Below are 12,115 nucleotides of genomic sequence, written 5' to 3'. Positions count from 1 at the left end.
CGCCCGCGCCCCCTCGACGCGACGGCGAGAACAGCCGGGAGAGCCACATGACCACCGCCGTGGCCACCACCCCCGCCAGCGCACCCGAACCGGCCGTTCACCTGCTCCCGCACCGCGTCTGGAGCTACCCGACCAGACCCCAGTCCGCCAGCGCCGCCCGCCGCGACGTCACCGGGCAACTCCACCAGTGGGATCTTGACCATGTGATCGACACGATCACCCTGCTGACCTCGGAACTGGTCACCAACGCGCTCGCCGCCAGCCTGCGCGGCGATGATGACCTGACGTCCCAGATCGCGATGCGCCTGACCTACAGCGACCACCATGTGATCGTCGAAGTCTGGGACGGAGGACCAGGCCACCCAACCCGCAGGGCCACCAGCCCCGACGCCGAGGACGGCCGCGGCCTACACCTGATCACCGCGCTGACCCCGCGCACCGGCTACTACCAGGCCCGGGTCCACACCCCCGACGGCAGCCACCAGGAGCGAGGCAAGGTCGTTTGGGCCGCTCTACCCCACCACACCCCTCGTCCTCACCGCATTCCGACCGCCCCGACCGACGGCCTGCCGCGACGCGAACGCTTCGCCGCCCACGCCGCGACCCCGACCGCCCCGGACGTCTTCGACCTCGACCTGCTGCACCGGGTCCGCGACGGCCTACGCACCCTCGACACCCACCCGGCACGCCCCACGCCCACGGGCTCCGGCCAGCACGTCCCAGCCACCTGAACCGAGAGGCGAACGCCATGCCTGACCCTGCTACCAGCTCCTGTCCCTCGTGGTGCGAGCAGCCCGCCGGCCACCTCGACGTCATGCCCGCGGGCCCCGGCGACTACCACGTCTCCGAGTTCACCGTGATCGACCTGCCACCCATCCCCGGGGTCCGCGACCAGACAGCGATCCAGGTCTCGATCGAGCAGTACGTCACCGCGACGACCACCTACCAACCGATGATCTCCCTCGGCGCCGGAGAAGAGGACCCCGACAGCGAAGCCTTCACCCTCGACGAAGCCGACACCCTCGCCGCGACCCTCACCCGCGCGGTCGCTGCCGCCCGCAACGCCCAGACACAGCCCTCTCCAGAGTCGGACGACCGCGCGTGACACCCCCGTCGCGCGCCTGAAGGTCCACCGGCGCTCCCGGCAGCCGGACAGACAATAGCCAGGACACAGCGGCACGCCGCCACTCAACCTGCACCCAACAGGAATCCAATCTCAGCGGATTGCCCCTTGCGATCAGCCCCCTCGGCCTCCTCCGGCGAGGCGTCCGCGCGACCGCAGACCCGCGATGACGAAACGGCCCGCATGTCACCTCGCCCCCGCACTGTCCCACCCGCACTCCGCCCGATCGTGCTGCTCGCCAGGATGCGCGAGATGCTCCCGCCAGCGCGGCTGGCGGACCTGCTCACCACCTTCGACCCGTCTGCCGCCCCGACGGCACCAGAATGGGCCGACCTGTGCTCGGCGCTGGACGCCTACGACCAGGCGGCACAGTTCGGTCTGAGCACCGAGGAGGCCCGCAACCAGGTCGACATCGCCGCCATGATCTTCCACGTGCGCTACCGCGGCGCTGAGCACCGACCGGGCAGTTGCATCCACGAGCGTCGAGCCGCCCGATAAACGTCCCGCACACCGCGACATCACCGCGAACCGCACCCCGTGACCTGGCGCCAGCGATGGCGAGCTCGTGCGTGTCCGTATCCGCCGCCTGCCACCGCGAACTGACGCGCCGCCCGGGACCGAACAGATCGCACCGCCTTACGTCATTTCCGCAGCTCAGGCCGCCTCTCAGCAGCCGAAGAACATGTTCGTGGCAGGGGGAATGACATGCACAACCGAAAGGCTGATCATTATGGTCGCGTGACTGCCCGGTGCAGCGGGCGGCGGACCGGGCGGCGCGGTGGTCTGGAGGGGATACGACGTGAGTAGGCACAGTCTGCGGGTGGAGCAGGACGAGCTGCGGGCGCGGATGCGCGCCGTGGGCATGTCGCACGACGAGATCGCCATCGAGTTCGCCCGCCGCTACAAGCTGCGCCCCCGCGCGGCCCACCGGATCGCGCACGGCTGGACCCAGCAACAGGCCGCGAACCACATCAACACCCATGCCACCCGCACCGGCCTCGACCCGGACGGCGCCGCACCCATGACCGCGCCGAAGCTGTCGGAACTGGAGAACTGGCCGCTGCCGAACAACCGCCGCCGACCGACCCCCCAGCTCCTCGCCCTGCTCGCCGAGGTCTACGACACCAGCGTCCAGAACCTTGTCGACCTCGACGACCGAGAACAGCTCACCCCCGCGGACCACCTCATCCTCAGCCAGACCGGCCAGTTTCAGCCCATATCCCCTCGAATACCTCTGACGCCTAGCCATCGTGGCCCCGTGAAGCTTTCCGGCCCGCCTGCGAGAACGGTACGGCCTGACGGGATCGAGCACCTATCAATACCGTACGTACCGGTGGAAATGGAGCGTGTCATGTCGGCTGCCAAGGAGTCAGGGGAGCATGCGATGTTCGCGGCGGCCGGAAGCCTCGACGAGAGTTCGGTGGAACAGCTCGCCGACGATGTGCGCCGGCTCGCGCACACCTACAACACCACCCCGCCCTTCCAGATGTTCACCGAACTGGCCAAGACCCGGAACACCGTGTACGCACTGCTGGAACAGACGAAACGCCCACGGCAGCTCAATGAGCCCTACGTCTTCGCCGGGCAGGTCTGCGGCCTGCTCGGCATCGTCAGTCTCGACCTCGGGTTCCCTGACGCGGGAGTCGAGAACGCCCGTGCGGCGTGGGCGTATGGGCAGATCGTCGACGATGACGGGCTGCGCTCATGGGCCCGCGCTGTCCAGGCCACCATCGCCTTCTGGTCGGACCGGCCCAGAGAAGGGATACGGCTGACGGCCACGGGCCTCGACCACGCCAGAGCGGGGTCCGGAACGGTTCGCCTGCACGCCGTGCAGGCCCGCTCCTACGCGATGATCGGTGCCGCGGACGAGGCGATGACCGCCTTGGTCGCCGCCCAGCGCGCCGCCGAGGCGGACGCCTCAGACGACCTTCTCGACAGTGTGGGCGGCGAGTTCTCGTTCGGCGAGGAACGCCGGCTCCTCAGCGCCGCCGCCACCCATCTCGCGCTCAGCCAACTCGACCAGGCTGCGCACGCGGCGTCCCAGGCGATCGACTTGTTCACCGCGATACCGATCGCCGACCGGTGGACACCAGGTGAGCACGGCGCCCGGATCGATCTGGTCGTCGCCCGAACACTGGGCGGCGATCTCGACAGCGCGCACGATGCCCTCGTCCCCGTCCTCGCGTTGCCGTCCGAGCAGCGCACGGGGCGCCTGACGGGGCGGCTCCACCGGCTGCGCCGGTCGCTGAGCCAGCCGCGTTACCGCGGATCTGCCGAAGCCGAGGACCTTGACGACCAGATCGAACACTTCGTGCGCGAGTCGGCCACCGCCATGCTGCCCCCGGGCACCTCACACCAGGCCCTTCTCGCCGGAGGCGGCCTGTGACCGGCACTCCCACAGGTCGACGAGGCGGCGCTCTCTGTCGGGGTCGAAACCGTGCTCGTCCTGACGTTCATGCCGGACCGGAGCGCCACCGGCCGCCAGCCACGCCCACGTGGCCAGGACCGTCTTCTCGATCGGCCGGCAACGCAGGCCCGCCGCCGCCGCGCGGGTCGCATCCAGGCGCCATGTCCCTGGCTGCACCCGCCACAGCGGGATCTCCGTCCACTGACGCACCCCCTGTTCGACCAACCAATCGGGTTCCGCCCAGACAACCTCGATCTCATCTGCGCCTCGGACGTCCCGCGTCGCCGCAGCGCACGCGTCCAGCATCCGGCCGTAGGTCGCGTGGCCGGTGGGCGCCGCGACGTTGAAGATGCCGCTGGCCGACCGCCCGATCAGGTCGAGCAGGAACGACGCGAGGTCACGCACGTCCACAGGCTGGATCGGCCTGTCGGCGGGTGCGGGGGCCAGCACCCGCCCGCCGCGCGCCATCCGCCGAAGCCACCACGGCAACCGTCCGACGTACTCGTACGGGCCGAGAACCACCCCCGGCCGCACCATGAGCAGCCGATCCGGGGAAACGCTCCGCCGGACCGCGGCCTCACACCCGGCCTTGTGGGGGCCGTACCGCACCGCGTCCCAGCGAGGATCTTCCACCACAAGATCGGGGTTTCCCGGATGTAGAGGTGAGGATTCGTCGACCGGGGACGCGGGCCAGTCGCGATACACCGAGACGGTCGACACGAACACGTACCGACCGGCCTGCGCGCCCAGAACCTGAGCGGCCAGGCCGACCGAGCGGGGCTCCGCTCCGCCGACGTCCACCACGGCATCCCACGGCCCCGCCGCCGCGAGGCGTTCAAGATCCTGGACGTCGGTTCGGTCGCCGCGCAACGGGTGGACCCCTGCGACATCCGGTCCGGACCTACCCCGGTTGAACGTCGTGACCGCCCAGCCACGGCCCACCGCGTCCTCAGCCAGGACACGGCCGACGAACCAGGTTCCTCCCAGGATCAGCAGGCGCATGGCGCAATCGTCTCAAAAGGACTTTCCTGTGCGGCCGGCGCTTCCGTGTGATCGTCGATGTCGCGGACACTGCGAAGGAGAGGCGACCTGCCGCCAGTCCGGACGCGGGTCGGCGGAGCCCCTGGCCCAACGCCGTAGCCGCCCGGCACATGTCGCCAGACCAAGGCGCAAGCGCACACCCAGCCGCCGCAGCCGAGGGCAGCGCGTGCCTGCCCTGACGCGGCAGACACCGGCAGTCGATCAGCTTCGGAGGCCGCAGCCTCCCGCTGCCGGCCGAGTCCGTAGCCGTCTGTCACCGACAGCCGTCCGCTCAGGATCAGCCGGGAGAGAGGCGCCGCGGGTCGCGCGAAGGAGCCGCATCGTCGGTGGAGCCGGACCAGACGCCGTCGGAACGCGGTAGCAGGTTCAGGTCGCCGTGGTCCCAGACAGGTGATCGAGGCCGAGGCCGGCGGGCCTGCCGAACGAATCGGCATGATCGCGCCGGATAGATGCACCCTGACACCACTGTCTGCGCAGGTCAGGTGTCTCTCGGGAGCCGAAGAGAAGCTTCGTCGTGGTGGGAATGACTTGCCCCCCGGGCTCCAGCCATCGTGGTGTGGCGCCATACGCGGCATCCACCGATCTTGATCGGTGCGCGGGCCGTACCACCCGAGGGAAGCGAGATGATCATGTCCTTGTGTCGCGTTCGCGCCCGGTCCGCGTGCGCGCGTCTCGCCGTTCCCCCCCAGCGCTGGGGCGACCGGCGTTCGCCGACGGCCAGCCCTGGCCGACCGGGGAGCCGCGTCGGGTCGATGGGGCCGGTACCGGCTTCGAGCACATCACCTGTACTACCTACGGACCCAGCGTGGCCGTGGCCGCGAAGCGGATGGCCGACCAGATCCGCCGGTGCGGCCGGGGCCAGCCGCATCTTCCCCGGCGCGGTACATCTTCCCGATCGAACCATTCGTGAGAGTCGGCGTCTGGAAGAGCTGGCGCTGGACAGGGGCGCAGTCGCGTCGTACTCACCCGGCCGTACTCGACATTGCCGCCGACACATCATCGGAGCATTCCCTTCACCTAGCTCATCGCCACTTCCATATTCTGGGTCAGAGGAGCGACCTAGACTGCCATTTCCCGTCTCATTAAGGTGTCGAAAAATGACTTCAGTCCAAGATTCGAGCGCCACCGACAGTGCGGCCACGTTGCGTGCCGCGATGGTGGACGAGCTTCGCACCACGGGGGACGCGATCAAGACTGGGCAGGTGGCTGCGGCTGTGGGCAGGGTGCCTCGGCACCTTTTCGCACCCGACGAACCGCTGGAGGCGGTCTACGCCGCAAACAAAGCACTTGTGATTAAACGCGATGGGAATGGTGCGGCGCTCAGCTCGCTGTCCGCTGGCCCTGAGTTTCCGCGCTCCCGAACGGATGCTCGGGAGCCGGAATGCACCACCACCATCACAACCCAGGAGGTCTTCATGTCCATCCAGCTCGATGACCCGGTGTTGGCCGTGCCCCCGCAGGCGGGACGAGACCAGGAGGAGGACTTCACCACATGGGACCTGGACATCTCGATCGTCGAGTCCGGACCGGCCGCTGACCGGCTCATCCGGATGACCGACGACGGCTGCGGCACGACGTGCGAGACGGCCTGCTCGACCACCTGCCCGTAACCAGCGCCCCGACGACCTGAGAACGCGGCGTCCGTACGGCCGGCCTCGGCGGCCGTACGGACGCCGCCCGACTACGGAGCGGCTGGTGTATCAGCATCTCGACTCCCTGGTGGTGCGTGCCGCGGTGAACCCGCCCGTGGACGTGGCCGAGCGATGGCCCGACCTGGTCGGACCGGCGGCCACACCAGAGTCCTGGCGCCTCTGGTTACGGGAGGTGATGCAGAATCGCGCCTTCGAGATGGCGCTGGAGCAGGCCAGCCCTGTGCTCGCTCGCCGCGTTCGGGAGATCCGCGACGGACGCCAAGTGCCCCAGGCCGGGGTGCGGCGGGCAGTGCTGTCGGTGATGCGTTACCGGCTTCGCGCGTCGGGACGGGCGACGCCGTTCGGCCTGTTCGCGGGGGTCGCGCCGGTGCGTGTCGCTGACCACGCCTCGGTGCGCGCAGGCGTGGCGCACCGTGCCGTCGCGCGGGTCGAGGCTGGCTGGCTCTGCGCGGTGGTCGACCGGTTGGAAGCCGATCCGGTCGTCCGAGCGCGGCTGGATGTGGTGGCGAACAACCTCGTGTTCGAGCGGGACGGCCATCTGGTGCTGGAGCACCGTGCCGCAGGAGGCACCGACGGTGTTCCTACGCGCGTGCAGGTGCGGGCGCACGCACCGGTCCGCGCCGCGATGGGTATCGGCCGCCGCTCGGTGCGGTTCTCCGACCTCGCGGCCAGGCTCGCGTCCGAGTTCGCTCCGGTCCCTGCCGACGTCGTCGACAGACTTCTGGCCGATCTGGTGGCGCAGCGGTTCCTGCTCACGAACCTGCGGCCTCCGATGACGGCGAGCGATCCTCTCCGTCATGTCGTGGGTGTGCTCCAGACGACCCTAAATGGCGGGCCGGTCACCGTCGAGGCGGCCTGGGTCGCCGAACGCCTGAACGGGATTGTCGATGGGCTGCGGAGCCACGACAGCGCGTCGAGTTGGACCGTCGCGCGCAGCAGCCGCGAGCGCCTCGGCGAGGACATGGCTGAGGTCCACCCTTCGGCGGAGCCGGCACTCCGGGTTGATCTGCGGATGGACTGGGCGCTGGCTGTGCCCCGCGCGGTCGCGGTCGAGGCCGCAGCGGCGGCGGGCGTGCTGGTGCGCCTGGCGCGGCGCTCGACGCTCAGCTCCGGCTGGGACGCCTGGCATGGCCGGTTCCTCGAACGGTACGGGCCGTGCGCTCTGGTTCCCGTTTTCGACGCGGTCGACCCCGAGATCGGACTGGGTTATCCCGCCGGCTACGCCGGCAGTCCCGCACCCGCGGGCGTGACGTTCACCGATCGGGACGCGAAGCTGTTGGCGTTGGCGCAGAACGCCGCGCTGCGCCGCGAACGGGAGATCGTCCTCGACGACAGGATGATCAGCGACCTTACGGTCGTCGACCAGGACGCCCACGTTCAGCCCACCACGGAACTCACCCTGCGCGTCCACGCCACGAGCACCCGCTCGCTCGACGATGGCGCGTTCACCCTCGCGGTCGTCGGGGTGTCACGCAGAGCCGGCACCACGACCGGACGACTCCTCGACCTCTTCGACGCGAAGGACAGTGCGCGGATGCGCGCGCTGTACGCGGGTCTTCCCACCGCGAGCCGCGACGCGCTGAGCGTGCAGATCTCCGCGCCCGCTCGCTACACGAACACCGACACGGTGGGACGCGCCCCCCAGATCATGGCGCACCGGCTCTCCCTCGGCGAGTACGACGACAGCGAGGACGGGGACTCGCTGCCTCTGGACGACATCGTGGTGACGGCCGATGTGCACCGGATCTATCTGCTCTCGCTCTCCCGCCGCCAACTGGTGGAACCGGTGGCGCTCAACGCGGTGGAGCCGGTGCGACGCGCGCATCCGCTGGCGCGTTTCCTCGCCGAGGCGCCGGCCGCGCTGAGCGTTCCCTGCGCCCCCTTCGACTGGGGGGTCGCGGCCCAGCTACCGTTCCTGCCGGCGCTGCGGCATGGACGAACAGTCCTCTCACCAGCGCGCTGGCTGCTGGGGACCGCGGACCTGCCCGGCTCCGCGGCCGGCTGGACGGAGTGGGACCGTGCCCTGGCCAGCTGGCGGGAGCAGGTCAACCTCCCCTCGGCGGTCTACCTCGGCGACGGTGACCAGCGCATCGGACTGGACCTGTCTGAGCCGGCCCACCGGGTACTGCTGCGCTCCCACCTCGACCGCTCCGGCGCCGCGCTGCTGCGCGCCGCCCCCGACACCGACGCGGCCGGCTGGGTCAGCGGGCATGCCCACGAGATCGTCGTCCCCCTGGCAGCGGTCGCCGCGCCGGCGGCGACACCGGGCTGGTTCAGCCGGGCGCAGGTCGTTGGCCGCGATCATGGGCATCTTCCGGGCTGCGACGCACGGTTCTCAGTCAAGATCTACGCCGGCCTCGGTTGCCAGGACGACATCCTCACCCGCCATCTGCCGCACCTCGTCCACGAGCTGAACGGGCAGCAGGCCGCGGGCGAGGCGCGCTGGTGGTTCCTGCGCTACCACGACCCCGACGACCATCTGCGCCTGCGGCTCGCGGTCACCGCCGACGGTGTGGCGCCGACCGCCGACCGGATCGGTGCCTGGACCCAGCGGCTCCGCCGCGCCGGCCTGATCTCCCGCGCGCAGTGGGACACCTACTTCCCCGAGATCTCACGCTTCGGGGGCACCGCCGCGATGGACGCCGCGGAGGCGTACTTCGCCGCCGACTCAGCGGCGGCCCTCGCCCAGCTCGCCGCCTCCAGGGAGAAGAGCGGGCCCGACCGTCGCGCGCTGACCGCCGCCAGCATGCTCGCCATCGTGACCGGCCTGATCGGCGACACCGCCGAGGCGACGAGCTGGCTCATCAGCCACACCCGGACGGAGCCGTCCGCCCCAGCCCGCGCGCTGTACCAGCAGACCGTCGCCCTGGCGAACCCGGCCGACCCACGCGCGCTGGCCGCACAGCCCGGAGGCGAGCACGTCCTCTCCTGCTGGGCGCACCGGCGCGAGGCACTCACCGCCTACCGACACGTCCTCCAGGAAACCCGCGCGGAGGCCCCCACCTCCCTGCTGCCTGATCTTCTGCATCTCCACCATGTCCGCATGGCCGGAGTCAGCCTGGCCGGGGAACGCGCCTGCCTGCACCTGGCTCGCGCCGCCGCACTGAGCTGGACCGCGCGCACGAGGAACCCATCATGACCAGCTCCGATCCGGACGCGCTCGCCGCCGCGAACACTGTTGCCGAAGCACTAGCCGACCCGCACACCGCCTGGGCCGCCCACCGACCGACCGGGGGAAGGGCGTGGCCGCAGTCGCTCGCCGGCGGCGCGGCGGGCATCGCCCTGCTGCACATCGAACGTGCCCGCTCCGGGTACGGCGACTGGAGCACCGTGCACGCCTGGCTGTCCGCCGCCGCGTCCGACGCCCTGACCGCGGCGGCCAACGCGGGCCTGTACCTGGGCGCTCCGGCCCTGGCCTTCACCCTGCACACCGCAGCCGGACCATCAGGCCGGTACCACCGTGCCCTCGCCCATCTGGATCAGGCCGTCGTCGCCATGACCCGCACCCGACTCGCCGCGGCCCACACACGCATCGAACAGAGCCGGCGGCCCGCGATGAAGGAGTTCGACCTGATCCGGGGCCTGACCGGACTCGGCGTCTACCACCTGCGCCGCCACCCCGATCACCCGATCACCGGCGAACTGCTGTCGTACCTGGTCAGACTGACCGAACCACTGGCCGGAAGAGACGACCTCCCACCCTGGTGGACGGACTCTGCACCCAACGGCGAACCCAGCCCCGAATTCCCCCAAGGACACGGCAACGTCGGCCTCGCGCACGGCATCAGCGCCGTCCTCGCCCTGCTTGCCCTGGCCCACCTGCGCGGCCTGCCGGTCCGTGGCGCCGACGACGCGATCGCACGGATCTGCGCCTGGACCGACCGCTGGTGCCAGCACGGCGACACCGGCCCCTGGTGGCCCGGATTCATCACCCTCCGCCAGGTCCGTGAAGGCAAGGTCGCCGCAACCCTGCGGCCCCGCCCCTCCTGGTGTTACGGCGTCAGCGGCACCGCCCGCGCCCAACAGCTCGCCGGCATGGCCCTGCGCGACACCGCACGCCAGCAAGCCGCCGAGAACGCGCTCCTCGCGGCACTTCGCGATGAGGCGCAACTCGACCAGCTCACCGAGATCGGCCTGTGTCACGGCACCGCCGGGCTACTCCAGTCCGCCTGGCGCATGGCGGCCGACTCCCACCATCCCCAGCTCACCGCCGAACTCCCCGGCCTGTCAGTCAGGCTGATCGCACAGATGGGCACAACCGTGCGCGACCCCGAACTTCTCGACGGCGCCGCCGGCGCCGCCCTCGCCCTGCACACCGCCGGCACCGGCGCCGCCCCGACGTCGGGCTGGGACGCCTTCCTCCTGCTGGCCTGATCAGGAGCCGACATGGACACCCGCACCTGGCACCAGGTCAACGTCACCTTCCCCGACTGGGCGAACGCCGAGGGCACCGCCGTGGACCACCTCGCCCCTCTGCTGGACACCGCCGAGACCGACGGGCTCATCACCTCCTGGTTCTTCGTACGCAAGGCGCCCTGCTGGCGCATCCGCTACCTGCCCCGCCAGACGACAGGAGAGGCCAAGGCGTACATCCACACCCGTCTCGCCGATCTCCGGGAGACACGCCGCATCGAGGACGCCACGTCCACCCTCTACGAACCAGAAAGCCATGCCTTCGGCGGCGCCGAAGGCATGGACACCGCCCACCGGCTCTTCCACCTCGACAGCCGACACCTGCTCACCTACCTGAACAGCACCAGCCACAAACCGGCCGACCGGCGCCGCCGTGAACTGTCGGTCCTGCTGTGCTCGCACCTGCTACGCGCCGCCGGGCTCGACTGGTACGAGGAAGGAGACGTGTGGGCGCGAGTCGCCGAGCACCGGCAACCACCTGAGCGCACCCCCGACGACAGGCTCCGCACCCTGCGTGACGGCCTGCGGCGCCTGATGAGCATCGACACCGACAGCCTGGCCAAGGACACCCTGCCGCCGGCCTTCACCGATTGGACCAGCGACTTCGCCGCCGCCGGCACCGAACTGGCCGCCCTGGCCACCGACGGCCGGCTACGCCGCGGCCTACGCGCCGTCCTCGCCCACCACATCATCTTCGCCTGGAACCGGCACGGCCTTCCCCACACGGCGCAAGCCGTCCTCGCGCACACCGCCAAGACCGTCGTGTTCGGGCACGACCCCGCCTCCGATCACCAGCCGCACGATCGGGAACCGGCATGACGAACGTCGGAACAGACCCGGCCGACGAGAACCTGCTCGCCTGGTTCCCGCTGGTCCAACGCCCCCGACCACCCGGCCTCCCCCTCGAAGACCGAGTCAGACAGCTGCACGACCTGGCCGCACGGACATCGGACGGTCTCCCGCTCCTCCGAGCGGCCGAAGTCTGCAACAAGGCGGCGCTGATCGCCTCCGACTGCGGACAACCAGACCTCGCCCAAGACCTGTGCTGGCGCCAACACACGCTGTTCGATCAGGCGCGGCCCCTGCCCGCCTCAGCCGCCGAACTCGCCCTCCAACCGGTGCTCAACCTCCCGCGCCAACTGATCCGCGATGGTGACGGCAACCGCGCTCACGCGATCCTCCAGGCCCTGCACGAGGCCGCGCGCACGCAGACCAGCGCACTGATCGACGGACGGTCCGTCAGTCTCCACAACGTCACCTGCGCCTCCGACGACCATCGGACCATGCGCACCCTGACCTGGACGGCGCTCCTGGCGGACGGAGTCCGGGCGCTGGCACGGGCCGGGCGCTGGCACGAAGCCGCCGAACAAGCCGCGGCCCAGGGGTGCCGGTAAGAAACGTGTCACCAGCCGCAAACGGCGATGATCTAGCTGGCCTGCGGCGGGGCGGCGTCGAGCTGGTGGCGGGTCCGGCCGGCTG

Annotated in this window: 10 protein-coding genes; 9 read left to right on the top strand and 1 reads right to left on the bottom strand. The window is 70.5% G+C overall.

What is annotated here, in order from left to right; translation table 11 throughout:
- The 4 genes from AC08OO_RS13345 to AC08OO_RS13330 all read left to right on the top strand — a co-directional run.
- Positions 1-731: ATP-binding protein (locus AC08OO_RS13345; protein WP_476618557.1), on the top strand; the 731-nt coding region annotated here is incomplete at its 5' end.
- Positions 732-748: 17 nt separating this feature from the next.
- Positions 749-1,105 carry a DUF6907 domain-containing protein gene (locus tag AC08OO_RS13340; protein ID WP_023841889.1) on the top strand — a complete coding sequence of 119 codons (357 nt, stop codon included), beginning with the start codon at positions 749-751 and terminating at the stop codon, positions 1,103-1,105.
- A gap of 201 nt (positions 1,106-1,306) precedes the next feature.
- A complete protein-coding gene (locus AC08OO_RS13335; RefSeq protein ID WP_139341497.1) occupies positions 1,307-1,621 on the top strand; it encodes a hypothetical protein in 315 nt (104 codons plus the stop codon).
- Between the two features lie 301 nt (positions 1,622-1,922).
- Entirely contained in the window at positions 1,923-3,509 is a 1,587-nt protein-coding gene (locus AC08OO_RS13330) for a hypothetical protein (protein ID WP_476610264.1), read from the top strand.
- Here the strand turns inward: AC08OO_RS13330 and AC08OO_RS13325 are convergent.
- A complete protein-coding gene (locus AC08OO_RS13325; protein ID WP_011436466.1) occupies positions 3,474-4,532 on the bottom strand; it encodes an NAD-dependent epimerase/dehydratase family protein in 1,059 nt (352 codons plus the stop codon). The two genes, AC08OO_RS13330 and AC08OO_RS13325, sit on opposite strands and share 36 nt — an antisense overlap.
- Before the next feature lie 1,136 nt (positions 4,533-5,668).
- Between AC08OO_RS13325 and AC08OO_RS13320 the strand changes: the two genes are divergently transcribed.
- The 5 genes from AC08OO_RS13320 to AC08OO_RS13300 all read left to right on the top strand — a co-directional run bounded on the left by AC08OO_RS13320 (position 5,669) and on the right by AC08OO_RS13300 (position 12,030).
- Positions 5,669-6,181 (top strand): FxLD family lanthipeptide, encoded by a 513-nt coding sequence (locus AC08OO_RS13320; RefSeq protein WP_476610263.1) that lies wholly within the window; start codon positions 5,669-5,671, stop codon positions 6,179-6,181.
- An 85-nt stretch (positions 6,182-6,266) separates the two neighbouring features.
- Positions 6,267-9,362: a lantibiotic dehydratase gene (locus tag AC08OO_RS13315; RefSeq protein ID WP_476610262.1), complete on the top strand. Its 3,096-nt coding sequence runs from the start codon at positions 6,267-6,269 to the stop codon at positions 9,360-9,362.
- Positions 9,359-10,597, top strand: a complete 1,239-nt coding sequence (locus AC08OO_RS13310; RefSeq protein ID WP_476610261.1) for a lanthionine synthetase C family protein — start codon at positions 9,359-9,361, stop codon at positions 10,595-10,597. Before AC08OO_RS13315 ends, AC08OO_RS13310 begins: the two co-directional genes overlap by 4 nt.
- 12 nt (positions 10,598-10,609) lie before the next feature.
- Positions 10,610-11,455 (top strand): thiopeptide-type bacteriocin biosynthesis protein, encoded by an 846-nt coding sequence (locus tag AC08OO_RS13305; RefSeq protein ID WP_011436462.1) that lies wholly within the window; start codon positions 10,610-10,612, stop codon positions 11,453-11,455.
- A complete protein-coding gene (locus AC08OO_RS13300; protein WP_476610260.1) occupies positions 11,452-12,030 on the top strand; it encodes a hypothetical protein in 579 nt (192 codons plus the stop codon). Before AC08OO_RS13305 ends, AC08OO_RS13300 begins: the two co-directional genes overlap by 4 nt.
- Positions 12,031-12,115: the final 85 nt, after the last annotated feature.

The organism is Frankia sp. CeCAU1, assembly GCF_977971845.1.
The sequence above is the reverse complement of the archived record's forward strand: the minus strand, read 5'-3'. Positions and strand labels throughout refer to the sequence as shown.

Coding starts and splice junctions, on each gene's coding strand:
- AC08OO_RS13340 (WP_023841889.1), top strand. CDS start 749: ATGCCTGACCCTGCTACCAGCTCCTGTCCCTCGTGGTGCGAGCAGCCC.
- AC08OO_RS13335 (WP_139341497.1), top strand. CDS start 1,307: ATGTCACCTCGCCCCCGCACTGTCCCACCCGCACTCCGCCCGATCGTG.
- AC08OO_RS13325 (WP_011436466.1), bottom strand. CDS start 4,532: ATGCGCCTGCTGATCCTGGGAGGAACCTGGTTCGTCGGCCGTGTCCTG.
- AC08OO_RS13320 (WP_476610263.1), top strand. CDS start 5,669: ATGACTTCAGTCCAAGATTCGAGCGCCACCGACAGTGCGGCCACGTTG.
- AC08OO_RS13310 (WP_476610261.1), top strand. CDS start 9,359: ATGACCAGCTCCGATCCGGACGCGCTCGCCGCCGCGAACACTGTTGCC.
- AC08OO_RS13305 (WP_011436462.1), top strand. CDS start 10,610: ATGGACACCCGCACCTGGCACCAGGTCAACGTCACCTTCCCCGACTGG.
- AC08OO_RS13300 (WP_476610260.1), top strand. CDS start 11,452: ATGACGAACGTCGGAACAGACCCGGCCGACGAGAACCTGCTCGCCTGG.